The sequence below is a fragment of the Sporosarcina contaminans genome, assembly GCF_042679045.1.
In the GTDB taxonomy this organism is placed as follows: Bacteria; Bacillota; Bacilli; order Bacillales_A; family Planococcaceae; genus Sporosarcina; species Sporosarcina contaminans.
On sequence record NZ_JBHTLT010000021.1, the window covers coordinates 17444 to 33579 of the forward strand.

Below are 16136 nucleotides of genomic sequence, written 5' to 3' on the forward strand. Positions count from 1 at the left end.
GCGAATTGTACTAAGAAGGGTTCGATTTGCCATATTTCTGCGCCTTGTGGAAATTAAGACACTTTGGAAGTCGCGCACCTATACGACCTACCATGTGACAAGCGTCCTCAAGACAAGCTAGGCAAACTGACTACAAACCTTTAAAAGACTGTAGACAAAGTGAACAGATACTTTGTCTACAGTTTTATTTCCCTTCCTTTACAGGCTTTAGCATCGCAATCGGCAATGCCTCTTCAGAACGTTCTCCGCCCAGACGGTATCCCCATGCAAAACGGCCTTTCAAATAATCAACCTTGAAAAAGACGCCTTCATCACCATCAATTTTATAAATTTCACCTTTTTTAATTGTCGCTGGGTCAATCAAGTATGACTGGGCCATAACCGCCTTCCTTTGATAAACCGCATACTCGTTTATAATGCCTAACTGTTCAGCTTTTCGGGCTTTCTCCATTAGTCTTCCGATTTCCGATCGTAATTCATGTTCATTCATCTCACTATATTTCTTCTCATTCGTCATCTGTTTCGTTCTCCTTTTTTTCAATGAATTGTTCTATTCGATCAATCGGTATCCCCTTTTGATACATCGTTTGCTTAACACGGTTGTGGAGCTCATAGCCGCTATGCTTAGTTTGATAGCGCCGCCAAGCTTTTTCACCGACAGAGTCTGTAATTGCTTCCCACTCATCCTCATTTCTGTCGATGTCAATTGTTTCTAATACTTGTTGAATCAAGTCGAATGAAAAGCCTTTACGTGATAAAGCGTTTTGTATCTTTTGCTTCGTCTGGGAAGGTGTTGAATTTCGATTTGAAGCGGCTGACTTTTCAGCTAACTTCTTTGCATTTGCAAACTGCTCATCTTCAGAATAATTTTCAAGGACCTTTTCCTGTAGCTCCTTCTCCACGCCCTTTTTGCGAAGCTCTTGCCGTATCGCTTGTGGTCCTTTATAGCTCGTATTTTTATGTGTTTGCACCAATGCCTCTGTAAACGCTTCGTCATTTAAAAAACCCAATCTACGAAGCTTTGCGAGTGCTTCCAAAATCACCGCTTCCCCATACTCAAGCTCAGATAGCTTCTTTTTTACTTCGTGCTCGCTCCTCATTCGAAAAGACAAGTAATGGAGGGCGCGATTAAATGCTTTTTCAATTTGGTCTTCATATGTAATTTCGCCTAACGCCCATTCATCCATCGGCATTCCTTTCGTTAGGCCATATTTCACTAAAACGGATTCATGGACACTAAACGCATATTGTTCGTCAAGAAAAATATTATATCGCTCTTGATCTCGTTTTTGCCGGGTAATTTTCGTTATGACCGCCATTGTACCGCCTCCTTGCCTTTCTATATAGTATACATGTTCTCTATGAGCTGGTCAGCTTGTCGGCTTCGTTTATTTCCAGACGAAAAAAGAACGGTACTTGAAGCGTGTATATTTTTCCTATTGAAGGTCATCCTTTGTTTAAAAAGGGAGTTGTGCGACAATGGTTGAAGAACATGGCCCTGGTATATTAATGGCAGCTTTCATAATCGTAGTTGGAATTTTATTTAATCCATTCACGGCCAAAGCAGAAGAATTCCATTGGGGATTCAAGAAAGCGACAGACGGTGTACCGCCAAACGCAGGAGCTGCTTTGGATGACTTACTAAACAAGTATGGGGCAATCTACAAAGGAAGCCCTAATGAAAAAGTTGTCTATTTAACCTTTGATAACGGATATGAAAATGGCTACACTGAGAGCATCTTAAATACATTGAAAAAAGAAGAAGCGCCGGCCACATTCTTTCTTACAGGCCATTACTTAAAAAGCGCTGCACCTTTAGTGAAACGTATGGTGGAAGATGGCCATATAATTGGCAACCATTCCTACGGCCATCCGAATATGGCGAACTTATCTGAAGAGAAAATGGAAGAAGAGTGGAAGAAGTTTGATGAGCTGCTCAAAGCAACTGCCGGCGTAGAAAGAACTACGTATGCCCGGCCTCCGGAAGGCATTTTCAATGAAAGGCTATTGGCAAAAGGAAATGAATTAGGCTACCGTCATATGTTTTGGTCCATCGCTTTCATCGATTGGCATGCAGACAAACCGAGGGGTAAAGCGTATGCATATAACGAGTTAATGGATCAGTTGCACCCAGGAGCGCTTATTCTTATGCATACTGTTTCCCCGGATAACGCAGAAGCACTTCCTGATTTCATTAGAGATGCAAAGAAATTAGGCTACGAATTCCGTTCTTTAGATGATTTAGTCCTTGAATACGAAAATGTTAGTCCGGTTTTAAGATGAATGAATTAAGCAGCCCCGGCAGTTTCATTTGCCGGGACTGATTTTGAAAGAACGGAAAAAAAAGATTGGCGCATAATTTTTATGAAATACTCAACCCAACACATGACTCTCCATTGTCACTCATAAACAACTTAATGCGAAATAGGAATTTAACCGCCCATAACTGATCTTATGCCTGTTTCAAAACATCATTTCTTTTAAGGTATTTGAACAGCTTTCCTTCTCCCGCCTACTAAAGCGACAATGAACAGCACAGAGAAAATGACTGCAATAATTAATAAAAAGCTGACTCCTTCCATGTACTCCAAAAACAATCCACCCGCCAAAGGACCAGTCAAGCTGCCGATGCTGAAGAAAATGCCGCATAGAAGATTTCCGGTCGGCAATAACTCTTTTGGTGTCAAATCCGACATATAGGATATACCAAGAGAGAATACGGACCCTACAAATAACCCAGCGACAAACACGGTTGCTATAATAAGCGACACTGCATTGCCTACGAAACCAGCCATGCCAAATCCTGCTGCTCCCCCCGCGAATGCTATAAGAATCACCGAACGCCTACCAATTTTGTCAGACAACATACCTAATGGCAGCTGCGAAACGATACCTCCAATAGAGAAAGTCGCTAAGATAAAGGAGACTGCTGTTAAATCGATGCCGCTTCGCAATGCATAAACAGGGTACATTGCATTTAAAGAAGACTCCAAAAAGCCGTATCCGAACGGACCTAAAAATGCGACCCAAGAAATGGCAATCGTCACTTTGGCACGCTTCATGAAATTGCCATCGGTTTTCGTACTTTGCGGAAGATCCGGAAATTCATTTTTCAATAAAAAAACTAAGAGCCATGCAGACATGCATAGCAGACCCGAAATAATAAAAGGCAATCCCATAAATATTTTGATAAGTGGAGTAAATAATGGACCGACTGCAAACCCTAAACTAAAGGACAGGCCGTAAATGGCAATGTTGCGACCTAAACGATGTTGTGGCGAAGTGCTCGTAATCCATGTTTGTGTTGAAAAATGCAATGCATGGTCTCCTATGCCTATGAGCAATCGAAGGATAAACCAAAAAAGCACATGTTTCCATAAAGGGAAAAGCAATAATGAAGAAAATACTAAAATGCCTCCTGTAATAATAACCGGCTTATAACCATACTTCCGCAGTGGAGCTTCCATGAAAGGTGAAATCAGAAGCGTTCCTATGTATAATCCAGTCGCATTTAAGCCGTTCAACGCACTCGACACGCCATCTTTTTCGAAGATGGCTGAGATGAGCGGCAATAACATTCCCTGTGAAAACCCTGAAATCGAAACAATGATAACGAGTATCCAAAAACGCTTCCGTTCATTCATATTAACCTTGTTCACACAAACACCTCAGATTTTCTGCTAAAATTCAATATATATAGTAGCATAAGGAGGCGATTAACGAATGATTTTCGAAATGACTGAAAACGGTTTTGTAACGAGCACTTCGTTTGGCAAGTTGGAAGTATCCTCCGATGAAGCATATGGCTTCAGGCCATATCAACTACTCGTGTCTTCTATCGCTGTATGTAGCGGTGGCGTACTGAGGAAAATATTGGACAAAAAAAGGATGCCTGCAAAACATATTTCAATTGAAGTAAGAGAAGTGAAACGGAATCCTGAAATCGCAGATCGGGTTGAAAAGATTCATCTTCATTTTCTGATCGACGGCATCCAAGCAAAAGAGACGGTCATGGATAAAGTGATGGAGTTGACGAGCAATAACTGTTCAATGGTACAATCGGTAGCAGGTTCGATCGAAATCGTAAAAACATATGAATTACAAAATTAAAAAAGGCCCAGTCCATATCTGTCTTAAGAGAATGGCTGGGCCCTTTACGTATAAAATGAACTTTCACTTTCCATTTGCATATAAGTCGTAGGCGTCTTTCGGCGTTCGCCGTTAAACGTTCACGGATCCCCTCCTTCATTTCAGGATGTGATTCGTCACTACTCTACGGCCTCCTTTGCGAATAGGTTATTGTCATTATAGCATGATATTTATCAATTGCAAATATTTTGTTTCATGGAATATTCATTTAAATTGTAAAGGTATGGAAGACATTGAAATAATGCACTTTATACTATACGATTACAATGATGAAAAGAGGTGTGCGTCTTGGAGAAAAGACAACAAGTAGAAGATTTAAAAATTCGTTTGCATCAATTCCTTGAAAGATTGGAATCGATCGAACCAGAAACAGCAGATTTGCAAGAAATTGATCAGCTCATCGAATTGATCGATGAACTGGAAAATCAAATGAACAATTTAAAAGAAGAAAGATGATTCTTGTAGGGGGAAATAAAATGTACATAGAACAACTTGAGAAAAGCATGTACGATCTCATTTGCGAAACTTCCACAAACCTGCCGAAAGATGTCCGCCGCGCAGTTAAAGCGGCACGTGAGCAAGAGGACGCAGGCACTCGTGCAGCAATGAGCCTTGATACGATCGCAAAAAATATTAATATGGCAGATGATAAACTGTCTCCTATTTGCCAAGATACAGGTTTGCCCACCTTCAAAATTAAAACGCCTGTCGGAGTAAATCAGCTTGAAATTAAAGCCGCAATTAAACGTGCAATTGCCCAAGCGACGAAAGACGGCAAGCTACGACCGAATTCAGTTGACTCCCTTACCGGGGAAAACAGTGGCGATAATTTAGGAATAGGATTGCCCGTTGTAAAATTTGATCAGTGGGAAGAAAACCATATCGAAGTTAAACTAATTCTAAAAGGCGGCGGTTGCGAAAATAAAAACATTCAATACAGCTTGCCTACAGAGCTTGAAGGGTTAGGACGCGCAGGCCGAGACTTAGATGGGATTCGCAAATGCATACTGCATGCAGTTTACCAAGCGCAAGGACAAGGTTGCTCTGCTGGGTTCATCGGGGTAGGTATAGGAGGCGACCGTTCTTCGGGATACGATCTTGCGAAAGAGCAATTGTTCCGGGAAGTTGATGACGTAAACCCGAATGCCGATCTCGCAAAATTAGAAAGCTACATTATGGAAAATGCAAACAAATTAGGGATTGGCACAATGGGGTTCGGCGGAGAAGCAACTCTATTAGGCTGTAAAATTGGAGTCATGCACCGTATCCCTGCAAGCTTCTATGTTTCCGTTGCATACAATTGCTGGGCTTACCGCCGGATGGCAATAGACATCGATTCAAATACAGGAGAAGTGATAAGATGGCATTATAATGATGGCGATAAATTATCCTTTGAACAGTCAGAAGAAAAGGGAACAGCCGTCCAAACTTCTCGTACAGTTGAATTGCAAGCCCCAATAACAGAGGAGCAAATTCGTGAATTAAAGGTCGGAGATGTCGTGAAAATTAGCGGTCGCATGTATACTGGCCGTGATGCGATCCATAAATATTTGACCGAAAACGATGCCCCTGTCGATCTTGATGGCCACATCATTTATCATTGTGGACCCGTCGTATTGAAAAATGAAGACGGCAGCTATGAAATTAAAGCTGCAGGACCGACAACATCCATTCGCGAAGAGCCTTATCAAGGCGATATTATGAAAAAGTTTGGCATTCGCGCTGTCATCGGAAAAGGCGGAATGGGACCGAAAACGCTTGAAGCATTACAAGAACATGGTGGCGTTTATTTAAACGCAATCGGTGGTGCAGCCCAATATTATGCAGATTGCATAAAAGCTGTTGAAGGTGTCGATTTGCTTCAATTCGGCATTCCCGAAGCTATGTGGCATTTACGGGTTGAAGATTTCACCGCAGTCGTAACAATGGACTCGCACGGCAATAGCCTTCATGCAGATGTTGATAAATCCTCTCTGGAAAAACTGTCTCAATTCAAAGAAAAAGTATTTAACTAAGTTCATAGCTTATCAAGAAAACTACCCTTGGATAACAATTATCCAAGGTTTTTTCTATTCTAAGTGTTTTTTAGTAACACCTTTTCATTTTGGATGCTATAATACAAACAATAATAATTATTACTTAGTAATTAATATTGTAAAGGAGAACAAAATGTGTCTTATCAACATAATTTAATTCGATGAGGAATTGTAATCTTATTGATTTTGAGATTCATTATCATTTAGGAGGGATATAAATGACAACTTTTTCGAAAGAATTCTCACCATCTAAAAAGTTTTCTCTTCAAGAGCATTATGAATTGATCGCTGCCCTTTTGTCAGGAATACTGATCGCAGTTGCCTGGTGGTTAGGAAGAGATGGAATTGAAGCAATATCCATTTTTCTATATATCACTGCTTTCCTAATCGGTGGATTCGCTAAAGCGAAAGAAGGAATCGAAGAAACGATAAAAGATAGAAGATTGAACGTTGAAATGCTTATGATTTTCGCTGCAATTGGCTCCGCCATTATTGGCTACTGGGCGGAAGGAGCTATTCTTATTTTTATATTCGCAATTAGCGGTGCTTTAGAAACGTATACGCTCAATAAAAGCCATAAAGAAATATCTGCACTTATGGAACTACAGCCTGAAGAAGCATTTGTCATCCAAGCTGACGGTTCCACAATTCGAGTTGCCACTTCTTCATTAAAGGTCGGAGCCGAGCTTTTAGTAAAACCCGGCGAAAGGATTCCCGCTGATGGCGTAATTATTCATGGCTCTACTTCCGTAGACATGTCAGCCATTAATGGAGAGTCAATTCCTGCTGAAAAACATATTAACGATGAGTTGTATGCTGGTACAGTCAACTTGACCGGCGCCATTCGTATGAAAATGACAAAGCCTATTTCAGAAACGCTGTTCCAAAAAATTATCGCTCTCGTTCAAACTGCACAAAGTGAAAAGTCCCCTTCCCAACAATTTATCGAAAAATTTGAAGGAACTTACGTGAAAGTTGTAATTTTTACAGTACTTGCTATGATGTTTCTCCCTCACTTCCTTTTGGGCTGGGATTGGACTACTACTTTTTATCGTGCAATCGTGTTATTAGTCGTCGCCTCTCCATGTGCTCTCGTTGCATCTATTATGCCGGCAACTCTATCAGCCGTTTCAAATGGTGCGAAAAACGGCATTCTATTTAAAGGTGGCGTTCATCTCGAACATTTGGCTACATTAAAAGCTATCGCTTTTGACAAAACAGGTACTTTAACGACAGGTCAACCAGTCGTGACAGATTTTCTTGTTCGAGAAGGCGTGGATGAAAATGAAGCATTGGCTATGTGGACTGCAATTGAAAGCCAGTCCAACCATCCACTTGCGGTTTCAATTGTAGATTTTGCAAAAAGCAAAAATGTCATATCGTCAGAAATTCCTTTAATTGAAGATATACCTGGCCATGGAATTCGTGCAACAACAGAAAAAGGCGTCATCTATATAGGCAGCCCGAAATTCGTAGGCAAGGAATTGGTTGATCATTTTGCAGACGGCATTGCAGGAGAACTCGTATTGGATGGGAAAACAGTCGTATTCATGAAAGATGATAAAGGCATTCACTCATTAATTGCCTTGAAAGACAGCCTGCGACCGGAAGCGGCTCGCGCTATAATGGACTTGCGAAAATTAGGAATCCAATCCATCATGCTGACGGGCGATAATGAAAAAACTGCGAATGTCATTGCAGGGGAAGCAGGAATGGATCGGTATGTTGCGGAATGTCTCCCTGAAATGAAAGTGAATCAATTGAAGAAGTTAATGAACGAAAAAGATGCGGTTGGAATGGTCGGGGATGGCATAAATGACGCACCCGCTTTAGCAACGGCGACTTCGGGCATCGCAATGGGAAAAGGGACGGATGTAGCCCTTGAAACTGCTGACGTTGTGCTTATGCAAAATGATTTAACGAAAATTTCCTATGCTATCAAAGTATCAAGAAAAATGCAGAGAATCGTAAAACAAAACATGATCTTCTCAATATCAGTGATTGTACTTTTAATCATTTTAAACTTCCTACAAGCAGTTGATTTGCCATTCGGAGTAATTGGCCATGAAGGAAGCACAATACTCGTCATTTTAAACGGCTTAAGGATGTTAAATAAAATCGATTGAGATTGTATGGGAATTAGTAATGGTATCATCCTTGAAACGCCTCTTTCCGTTATAGGTGCAAGCTTTCCGGGAAGCGGGCGATGAGCCAATCGAACCACGAAGAGCTCGAATGGCCGTACGTTTATCAACAAGCTGAGCAATGCCTATGAAACGGCATTGCTCTTTTCTTTCGCCAATTTAGCTTGTTTTCTTTCCGTCATTACTGCATTTAACTGTCCGCCCAACATTAGAATGATAGCGGAAAAATAAAGCCAAAGCATTAAAACAATAATTGCACCAATACTGCCATACGTTTTTGAATAGTTCCCAAAATTACCGACATAATACGAAAATGCCAATGAAGTCAATATCCACCCTACAGTGGCGAATAAAGCCCCTCCGAGAACACTCCTCAATTGGATTTTCAAGTTGGGCACTACCCAATAAATTGCTGAAAATACAACAAATATGAGTATTGGGGGCAACAGCCATCGTAAACTGCCCCAAAGTTTCAAAAAGCCTTCTTCCAAACCAAAATATGAAAAAACAAGACTACCAATCTGTTGTCCGAAGACAGGTAGTAGTAAAGCAACTATCAAAACAGCGATAAGTGCGACAGTGAAGACAATCGACATCCCTCGGGCAACGAGAAACGATCTTGTTTCATCGACAAAATACGACCTGTTCAACGCTTTTGTCAAGGCATTCATCCCTTTAGAAGCAGACCATATTGTTGCCAGTATTCCAATAGACAACAATCCCCCATTGCGATTTTCCAATATTTCACCTAATGTATCATGAATTAAGTTATATACACTTTCAGGAGCGTAATCACGTATGAAGAGAAAGATTTGCGATTGGTCTAAATGCAAATAAGGTAAAAGGGTTATTATAAAGATTAATAGCGGGAAAAGAGACATTAGAAAAAAGAAGGCCAATTGGGATCCTAATCCCGTTATATCGACTTTCTTTATTCTAACTAATAGCTCTTTCCAAAACCCATTAGCTGTCGTAACATCAAACTTTTCCAAATCACCTTCTTTGACATCCTCAAAGAAATTCATTAACCTGCTATCCTTCAAAAAGCCATCTTTGCCTTCATTTTTTCGTTGTTCCATTTTTGGAGTCAATTGCTTATCCTTATTCACATTTGACTCACTCCTTTCGGAAATTACAACTTTTTTGCTGATGGCGAATTGTCACTTTCAGAGACAATATCCTTGATCTCTTCCTTAGAATCGACAAAAGCTTCTTTCGTGTTGACGACAATATCCTTTACTTGTGGAGTTAACGTTTTCAATTCATCCACTTGACTTTTAATATAGGTAGCGTCTCCAGCTACTTGTTCATATAAGGACATATACTTATCTTTCGTTTCCATAATTTTTTGTTTTAAGTCATCGGGATTTTTTGAATAATGACTGATTTGCGCTGCAAGATCATTCGACTTTTTCACGACATGTTGCCGTGTACTTCTATCCAACATACTTAAAAGCCCGCCAGCAATCGCCCCCAAAATAATAAATCTTCCAAATTTGCTATTTCCCACTCTAAACCCTCCAATATCATCTAATTTGCATACCATATTATACCCTTAACAGTGAAAAACAAACAATCATGACGAAAATGAAAAAAGTACTTGACTAAACTGTTTAAGTTTCGGAATATTAACAATAACACTATTTATCTTTTAAAATCAGTAGCTATATAGTGTTGTGGAAGGAGTGTTGTTTGCAAAGGGATGAAAAGAAGTCTTATTCGACAAATTAATTGGGGGGGAAAAGTATGGATATGGAAGCAATTGCAAAGTTTTTGGACAAGGTAAGCGGTTTTGTTTGGGGAGTACCGCTATTAGTCCTGCTTGTAGGGACCGGGATTTTTCTTACTTTTCGTTTGTCATTTATACAAGTCCGTTTATTGCCCTATTCTTTAAAGCAGATTTTTACAAGAAAGCATGATAAAAAAGCCGATGGTGACATCTCCCAATTCCAGGCGCTGATGACTGCTATGGCTGCTACTGTTGGAGTAGGTAATATTGTCGGAGTTGCGACTGCTGTATTTATGGGCGGACCGGGAGCAATCTTCTGGATGTGGCTAGCCGGATTTTTTGGAATGGCAACAAAATACGGGGAAGCCATTCTTGCTGTTAAGTATCGGGTCAAAGATTCCAAAGGTAAAATGGCTGGGGGGCCGATGTATTATTTGGAGCATGGCTTGAAACAGAAATGGCTCGGTGTGTTATTTGCTGTTTTCGGCGCATTAGCTGCTTTTGGTATCGGTAACGGTACTCAATCCAAAGCTGTCGCTGACGTTATGAATAACACGTTCAACGTGCCGCACTACATTACGGGAATTGCACTTGTCGTTTTCGGTGCACTCGTTATCTTAGGGGGCATAAAATCAATTGGCCGGGTTACCGCATTTTTCGTTCCGATCATGGCACTTTTTTATTTCATTGCAGGAGCGATTGTCGTTATTATGAACTTAAATTTAGTTCCTGAAGCATTCGCTCTCATCTTCAAAGATGCCTTTACTGGACAAGCTGCTGCCGGAGGAGCAATCGGTGCCGTCATCCGATTTGGGGTCGCACGTGGATTGTTCTCGAATGAAGCCGGGTTAGGATCTGCACCGATTGCCGCAGCTGCAGCTAAAACGGATTATCCTGGACGGCAAGCGTTAATTTCCATGACGCAAGTATTATTCGACACGTTAATCATTTGCTCCATTACAGGAGTTACGATTGTCATGTCTGGTAAATGGCAAGACAAATCAATTGACGCAGGTGCACTGACTGCAGAAGCATTCGGATCATTCCTTGGTTCAGCAGGTCCACTTATCGTAGCAATCGGATTAATTTTCTTCGCTACATCAACGATCTTAGGATGGAGCTATTACGGGGAAAAATGTTTCCAATATTTATTCCCAAAACACGGTTTTGTCTTAGCTTATCGAATCATCTTCGTAGCATTTATTTTTGTTGGAGCAGTTGCTTCCCTCGATGTTGTCTGGGCACTTGCTGACGTACTGAACGGCTTAATGGCGATTCCAAACTTGATTGGACTGTTAGGGCTGTCCGGTATAATTATAATGGAAACAAAGCGTTTCCAAGCGAAAGTCCAAGAAGAAAAAGAAGCGGAACGATTGGGCAAGCAAACTTCAGTTGACACATCCGCCAAATAATGAAATGATAGTTTCTATGTTAACGAAAGGCGGACGAATCAATGGATTTAACTCAACCATCCACAGAAAACGTGGCGTATATGATTGATAAAATTAAAGACAAGCTTCGCATGGTCAATGTCGATGCAATGAAGGCAGAAAGCTTCAATACTTCTCATTATGAGGATTTGGTTTACATTTATGAGATGGTCATGAAAAGAGAAACGATCAGTCCTAATGAAATGCAAGCGATTGCAGCGGAATTGGGTTCATTGCGCAATTGATCCTATGCAGGAAAAGGTGCCTCACCAATCGATCTTCTTTGATCGGTTTAAGGTTTAGGCGCCTTTTCTTTAATTCGGATAGATAAAACAAAATAAAAAGGCTAATTAAAGGATTTTTCCTTTAATTAGCCTCAGACTGTAGACAAAGCATATTTTCACTTTGTCTACAGTCTTTTTAAGGTTTTTAGTCATGAATTAGATGATTGCTCAGCTTGGCTTGTAAACACAGTATGCGAGCGTTTGTCAACAAGTTGGCCTTTTTTATTCTACCATTGTTCCATCTTTCATAACTAACGGTTGTATTAACACTTCGACACGACGGTTTTTACTTCTGCCTTCCGAAGTATCATTCGATGCAATCGGCTCCGTATCTCCATAGCCTTTTACGCTGAACAACTTAGGGTCTAGCCCGTTGCTGCTAATAATAATCTTTAAGAAATTTAAAGCACGTTTCGCACTAAGTTCCCAGTTATCCTCAAACTCCGCATTATGGATCGGGACGTTATCCGTATGTCCGGTAATTACTATTTGCCGTGGCTTCTCGAATATTAGTAGATTTGCAATATCCTTTGCCATGTTTTCATATTGCGGACTGATTGTCGCCTTCCCTGTTTCAAAAAGGATGCTATCACGAATCGTTACAAGCAATCCTTCGTCTGTCAATTGTGTCTCGAATTGATTTTCCAACTCATGGACCGCAATATAGTCATCCAATTTTTCTTGGATGCCTTCTAATGACTTCTGATCCTCAAGATAGGATGAGTTTTCATTTTCTTCCCCTGACGAATCTTTCGGTACAGGAACAGACGTCGGCGCAGCGTCATCCATTACCCCTTTTCCCCCGTCAAAGATTTGGTTGAAAACAGAGGAAATTTGACTAAATTTCGCCTCATCCAATGAACTTGATGCGAATAAAACGATAAATAATGCTAATAGTAACGTGAGCAAATCAGAATACGGCAATAGCCATGATTCGTCAATATGCCCGTCATCTTTTTTACGCTTGCGTTTCCTCGACAACCTGTCCCGCCTCCTTGCCTCCGCCAGCATTTGCGAGCTTACGACGTTCTTCCATTGACAAGTAAGAAGATAATTTCTGTTCTATCACTCGTGGCGCTTCACCTTCTAAGACGGATAAAATGCCTTCGATCATCATCATCTTTTGACGTGATTCTTCTTTTGACTTCCTTTTCAGCTTATTTGCGAACGGATGCCATAACACGTACCCTGTAAAAATTCCTAATAACGTTGCGACGAATGCGGCAGAAATTGCATGCCCCAATGCCTCAATATCATTCATATCTCCAAGTGCTGCTATTAAACCAACAACCGCACCCAATACCCCTAAAGTCGGAGCATATGTCCCTGCTTGTGAAAAGATTAGGGCTCCTGATGAGTGCCGATCTTCCATAGCATCGACTTCTTCAGTTAGTACATCACGGATGTAATCGGCGTTTTGTCCATCTATCGCCAAACCTAATCCATTTTTCAAAAATGGATCATCAATTTCATCCGCCTTTGCTTCCAGCGATAACAATCCTTCTCGTCTCGCGATATCTGCCCAACCTGAAAACATACGAATCAAGTCTGCATCAGATGTCAATTTTTGTTCACGGAAAATGATTCCGAACAATTTCGGCACGCGTTTCAGTTCTTTCATTGGAAACGCAATGACAACAGCTGCTACCGTTCCAACGATAATGATGAGGATTGCAGCGATATTCCAAAGAGCATCCGGCGATACGCCTTTCATGACCATACCGACAAACAATGCGACAACGCCAAGGATAAGCCCAAAAACCGTTGATAAATCCATTTGACTACCTCCATGTCAGTCTACTTCTTTTTATTTCGACAGAAATAGGCATTTCTTTAGAGTTATATTGTAAATAAAATAAGAATTCGATGTGACAGAAATTTATATTTCATTTTTTCTAATTGCCTGAGGAATGCGATTGAAGTAGTATGAATACATACGTTGAAAGGAGTAGATCGTATGTCTACATTCGAAAAGAAGTTGGAAAATTATGCGGAATTGGTCGTTAAAGTAGGGGCCAATATTCAGCCGAATCAAATTTTATGTATTAGTGCATCCATTGAAACTGCTGATTTTATTAGGATGGTTGTTAAAAAAGCATATGAAGCAGGTGCACGCAATGTTTTAGTTGACTGGGCAGACGACCAAATTTCAAGAACTCGATACGAAATGGCACCAGCTGATTCTTTTTCGGAATTCCCCGAGTGGAAGGTTATGGAAAAAGAAAAACTATCAGAAGCAGGGGCGGCTTTCGTAAGTGTCGCTTCACAAAGCCCCGACTTACTAAAAGGGATAGAAACTTCACGTATTGCTGATTTCCAAAAGGCTGCAGGCAAAGCTTTAAGCAAGTATCGCCAAATGATGCAAGCTGACCAATTCAGCTGGTGTGTCATCGCTGCCCCATCAAAGGCTTGGGCAGCAAAGGTTTTTTCTGATCTGCCGGAAGAAGAACAAGTACCTGCACTTTGGGAAGCAATCTTCAAAGCAGTACGTGCTGATCAAGAGGATCCTGTAAGTGCTTGGAAGGACCTCGATCGAACATTAAATGATAAAGCGGATTACTTGAATAAAAAAGCATACAAAAAACTTCATTACACTGCTCCAGGAACTGATTTAACGATTGAACTGCCTGAAGGGCATATTTGGGTAGGCGGCGGCAGCGTAAATATTGCAGGCAATGCTTTCATGGCAAATATGCCGACTGAGGAAGTATTTACAGTTCCACATAAAACGGGTGTCAACGGATATGTTTCCAATACAAAACCGCTAAGCTACGGCGGCAATATTATTGATGATTTTAAAGTTACGTTTAAAGATGGGAAAATTACAGCGGTGGAAGCCGGACAGGGCGAGGAAGTCCTTAACCAGCTTATCAACACCGACGAAGGTGCTAAGTATTTAGGTGAAGTCGCTTTAGTGCCTCACGCATCTCCGATCTCTGAATCAGGAATATTATTTTACAATACATTGTTCGATGAAAATGCTTCTAACCATTTAGCGATCGGCAGTGCATACTCTTTCTGCATAGAGGGCGGCAAAACAATGTCGACAGAAGAGCTTGAAAAACATGGATTGAATCAAAGCATTACGCATGTTGACTTCATGATTGGATCCGCTGAAATGGACATCGATGGCATTACAGCAGATGGCCAAGTAGAACCGGTCTTCCGTCAAGGCAACTGGGCATTCTAATTATTGACACAATCAATTCAAATGAGGTCTTTAAAAAAGTTTGTTTTATAGTATAATGGTTATAGCAAAATCATTCATATGAAATAGAAACGGGCAAACCTTTTTCCAAATTTCATACGAAATATAGAATATATATGTAGAGAGGGGTCTTGATGATGGGCTTGATGTTTACAACAGTAATCGGATATGCAATTGTCCTTTTAATTGCAGCATTGTTCACAATGCATTACCTTGGTAAGGCTCTGAATTCTTCTGATGCAGAAACGATAGATCCAAAGCCAGAAACTAAATAAAAAAGAGTTGCCAGTTGGCAACTCTTTTATTTTTCGGTAAAATTAGCACATAAATCATTTGGGGGCATGTTTATGACTATCTTAACCGATATTATGACATTCAATGAAGAGTTCGTTAAAGAAAAGAAATATGAACAATACGCTACGACAAAATTTCCAAATAAAAAAATTGTCATTCTGACTTGTATGGATACTCGTTTAACAGAGCTTCTTCCTAAAGCAATGAACTTGAAAAATGGAGATGCGAAAATAATCAAAAGTGCGGGTGCAATTGTAACTCATCCTTTCGGTGGCATTATGCGAAGCATTCTCGTTGCAATATACGAATTGCAAGCTGACGAGGTATATGTCATTGGCCACCATGATTGTGGCATGAGTTCAGTCGATACGGAAAAAATCATTAATAAAATGGTCGATCGCGGAATCGATAAGAACCTATTTACAACTTTAAAGTATTCTGGAATTGATATGAAAGACTGGCTACATGGTTTTAATGATGTAACAGAAAGTGTCAAATCAAGTGTGGACAGTATTAAAAATCATCCATTAATGGACGCTAAAGTGCCAGTTCACGGCCTCGTCGTACAACCAGATACTGGAAAATTAGACGTTATCGTTAACGGTTATGATCAATAAAGACGTTCCACATTTCCCGGGAAATACATAAAAGACTGTAGACAAAGTAAATTTTACTATGTCTACAGTCTTTTTATAGTTAATAGTCATGAAATAGGTGTTTGCCTATCTTGGCTTGAAATCGCTTGCCACATAGAACATTTCCGAAAAGGGCGCGTAAATACGGCAAAATTAATTCATAGTATGCAAGCGTTTTTCAACAAGCTGAGGAGGCTGGGACAAAACCCACCTCTAATTGAAAAAGC

At 40.5% G+C, this 16136-nt stretch carries 17 protein-coding genes; 10 read left to right on the top strand and 7 right to left on the bottom strand.

All coding sequences use genetic code 11. From position 1 onward, the window contains the following. Window positions 1-184: 184 nt before the first annotated feature. Together ACFQ38_RS04785 and recX are read right to left on the bottom strand one after the other, a co-directional pair. Window positions 185-517: a YfhH family protein gene (locus ACFQ38_RS04785; protein ID WP_336822308.1), complete on the bottom strand. Its 333-nt coding sequence runs from the start codon at window positions 515-517 to the stop codon at window positions 185-187. Then, entirely contained in the window at window positions 507-1319 is an 813-nt protein-coding gene (gene recX, locus ACFQ38_RS04790) for a recombination regulator RecX (RefSeq protein ID WP_381479911.1), read from the bottom strand. The genes ACFQ38_RS04785 and recX overlap by 11 nt, the downstream gene beginning before the upstream one ends. Before the next feature lie 160 nt (window positions 1320-1479). On the opposite strand from recX, the gene ACFQ38_RS04795 reads away from it, so the two are divergent. After that, a complete protein-coding gene (locus ACFQ38_RS04795) occupies window positions 1480-2283 on the top strand; it encodes a polysaccharide deacetylase family protein (protein WP_381479912.1) in 804 nt (267 codons plus the stop codon). A 197-nt stretch (window positions 2284-2480) separates the two neighbouring features. Here ACFQ38_RS04795 and ACFQ38_RS04800 read toward each other — a convergent pair whose 3' ends face one another. Next, window positions 2481-3644 (bottom strand): MFS transporter, encoded by a 1164-nt coding sequence (locus tag ACFQ38_RS04800; RefSeq protein ID WP_381479917.1) that lies wholly within the window; start codon window positions 3642-3644, stop codon window positions 2481-2483. Between the two features lie 79 nt (window positions 3645-3723). Here ACFQ38_RS04800 and ACFQ38_RS04805 point away from each other — a divergent pair, with 79 nt between their 5' ends. The 4 genes from ACFQ38_RS04805 to ACFQ38_RS04820 all read left to right on the top strand — a co-directional run bounded on the left by ACFQ38_RS04805 (window position 3724) and on the right by ACFQ38_RS04820 (window position 8311). Continuing rightward, window positions 3724-4110 carry an OsmC family protein gene (locus tag ACFQ38_RS04805; RefSeq protein ID WP_336822305.1) on the top strand — a complete coding sequence of 129 codons (387 nt, stop codon included), beginning with the start codon at window positions 3724-3726 and terminating at the stop codon, window positions 4108-4110. Window positions 4111-4437: 327 nt separating this feature from the next. Continuing rightward, window positions 4438-4605 carry an SE1561 family protein gene (locus ACFQ38_RS04810; RefSeq protein ID WP_381479914.1) on the top strand — a complete coding sequence of 56 codons (168 nt, stop codon included), beginning with the start codon at window positions 4438-4440 and terminating at the stop codon, window positions 4603-4605. A gap of 20 nt (window positions 4606-4625) precedes the next feature. Further along, window positions 4626-6164: a fumarate hydratase gene (locus tag ACFQ38_RS04815; RefSeq protein WP_336822303.1), complete on the top strand. Its 1539-nt coding sequence runs from the start codon at window positions 4626-4628 to the stop codon at window positions 6162-6164. 239 nt (window positions 6165-6403) lie between these two features. Continuing rightward, window positions 6404-8311, top strand: coding sequence for a heavy metal translocating P-type ATPase (locus ACFQ38_RS04820; RefSeq protein WP_336822302.1), 1908 nt, complete (start codon window positions 6404-6406; stop codon window positions 8309-8311). A 143-nt stretch (window positions 8312-8454) separates the two neighbouring features. Here ACFQ38_RS04820 and ACFQ38_RS04825 read toward each other — a convergent pair whose 3' ends face one another. Continuing rightward, window positions 8455-9354 carry a YihY/virulence factor BrkB family protein gene (locus ACFQ38_RS04825; RefSeq protein ID WP_381479918.1) on the bottom strand — a complete coding sequence of 300 codons (900 nt, stop codon included), beginning with the start codon at window positions 9352-9354 and terminating at the stop codon, window positions 8455-8457. Between the two features lie 107 nt (window positions 9355-9461). Next, window positions 9462-9839: a YtxH domain-containing protein gene (locus ACFQ38_RS04830; RefSeq protein WP_336822300.1), complete on the bottom strand. Its 378-nt coding sequence runs from the start codon at window positions 9837-9839 to the stop codon at window positions 9462-9464. A gap of 242 nt (window positions 9840-10081) precedes the next feature. On the opposite strand from ACFQ38_RS04830, the gene ACFQ38_RS04835 reads away from it, so the two are divergent. Together ACFQ38_RS04835 and ACFQ38_RS04840 are read left to right on the top strand one after the other, a co-directional pair. Then, window positions 10082-11470 carry an alanine/glycine:cation symporter family protein gene (locus ACFQ38_RS04835; protein ID WP_381479919.1) on the top strand — a complete coding sequence of 463 codons (1389 nt, stop codon included), beginning with the start codon at window positions 10082-10084 and terminating at the stop codon, window positions 11468-11470. Between the two features lie 41 nt (window positions 11471-11511). After that, window positions 11512-11733, top strand: coding sequence for a DUF1128 domain-containing protein (locus tag ACFQ38_RS04840; protein ID WP_336822299.1), 222 nt, complete (start codon window positions 11512-11514; stop codon window positions 11731-11733). A gap of 261 nt (window positions 11734-11994) precedes the next feature. On the opposite strand, the gene motB is transcribed toward ACFQ38_RS04840, so the two are convergent. Next, window positions 11995-12753 carry a flagellar motor protein MotB gene (motB, locus tag ACFQ38_RS04845; RefSeq protein WP_336822298.1) on the bottom strand — a complete coding sequence of 253 codons (759 nt, stop codon included), beginning with the start codon at window positions 12751-12753 and terminating at the stop codon, window positions 11995-11997. Further along, the gene (gene motA, locus ACFQ38_RS04850) at window positions 12731-13549 is read right to left on the bottom strand and encodes a flagellar motor stator protein MotA (RefSeq protein WP_336822297.1); all 819 of its coding nucleotides are present in this window, start codon (window positions 13547-13549) and stop codon (window positions 12731-12733) included. The genes motB and motA overlap by 23 nt, the downstream gene beginning before the upstream one ends. Window positions 13550-13729: 180 nt before the next feature. Here motA and ACFQ38_RS04855 point away from each other — a divergent pair, with 180 nt between their 5' ends. The 3 genes from ACFQ38_RS04855 to ACFQ38_RS04865 all read left to right on the top strand — a co-directional run bounded on the left by ACFQ38_RS04855 (window position 13730) and on the right by ACFQ38_RS04865 (window position 15891). After that, entirely contained in the window at window positions 13730-14962 is a 1233-nt protein-coding gene (locus tag ACFQ38_RS04855; RefSeq protein ID WP_336822296.1) for an aminopeptidase, read from the top strand. A gap of 152 nt (window positions 14963-15114) precedes the next feature. Continuing rightward, window positions 15115-15255, top strand: coding sequence for a hypothetical protein (locus ACFQ38_RS04860; protein ID WP_381479915.1), 141 nt, complete (start codon window positions 15115-15117; stop codon window positions 15253-15255). 72 nt (window positions 15256-15327) lie between these two features. Then, on the top strand, window positions 15328-15891 hold the full coding sequence (locus ACFQ38_RS04865; protein WP_336822294.1) for a beta-class carbonic anhydrase: 564 nt from the start codon (window positions 15328-15330) through the stop codon (window positions 15889-15891). Window positions 15892-16136 lie beyond the last annotated feature (245 nt).

Excerpts from the sequence above, each read along its gene's own strand:
- ACFQ38_RS04785 (WP_336822308.1), bottom strand. The coding sequence starts at position 517 with ATGACGAATGAGAAGAAATATAGTGAGATGAATGAACATGAATTACGA.
- recX (WP_381479911.1), bottom strand. The coding sequence starts at position 1,319 with ATGGCGGTCATAACGAAAATTACCCGGCAAAAACGAGATCAAGAGCGA.
- ACFQ38_RS04795 (WP_381479912.1), top strand. The coding sequence starts at position 1,480 with ATGGTTGAAGAACATGGCCCTGGTATATTAATGGCAGCTTTCATAATC.
- ACFQ38_RS04800 (WP_381479917.1), bottom strand. The coding sequence starts at position 3,644 with ATGAATGAACGGAAGCGTTTTTGGATACTCGTTATCATTGTTTCGATT.
- ACFQ38_RS04805 (WP_336822305.1), top strand. The coding sequence starts at position 3,724 with ATGATTTTCGAAATGACTGAAAACGGTTTTGTAACGAGCACTTCGTTT.
- ACFQ38_RS04815 (WP_336822303.1), top strand. The coding sequence starts at position 4,626 with ATGTACATAGAACAACTTGAGAAAAGCATGTACGATCTCATTTGCGAA.
- ACFQ38_RS04820 (WP_336822302.1), top strand. The coding sequence starts at position 6,404 with ATGACAACTTTTTCGAAAGAATTCTCACCATCTAAAAAGTTTTCTCTT.
- ACFQ38_RS04825 (WP_381479918.1), bottom strand. The coding sequence starts at position 9,354 with ATGAATTTCTTTGAGGATGTCAAAGAAGGTGATTTGGAAAAGTTTGAT.
- ACFQ38_RS04835 (WP_381479919.1), top strand. The coding sequence starts at position 10,082 with ATGGAAGCAATTGCAAAGTTTTTGGACAAGGTAAGCGGTTTTGTTTGG.
- ACFQ38_RS04840 (WP_336822299.1), top strand. The coding sequence starts at position 11,512 with ATGGATTTAACTCAACCATCCACAGAAAACGTGGCGTATATGATTGAT.
- motA (WP_336822297.1), bottom strand. The coding sequence starts at position 13,549 with ATGGATTTATCAACGGTTTTTGGGCTTATCCTTGGCGTTGTCGCATTG.
- ACFQ38_RS04855 (WP_336822296.1), top strand. The coding sequence starts at position 13,730 with ATGTCTACATTCGAAAAGAAGTTGGAAAATTATGCGGAATTGGTCGTT.
- ACFQ38_RS04860 (WP_381479915.1), top strand. The coding sequence starts at position 15,115 with ATGATGGGCTTGATGTTTACAACAGTAATCGGATATGCAATTGTCCTT.
- ACFQ38_RS04865 (WP_336822294.1), top strand. The coding sequence starts at position 15,328 with ATGACTATCTTAACCGATATTATGACATTCAATGAAGAGTTCGTTAAA.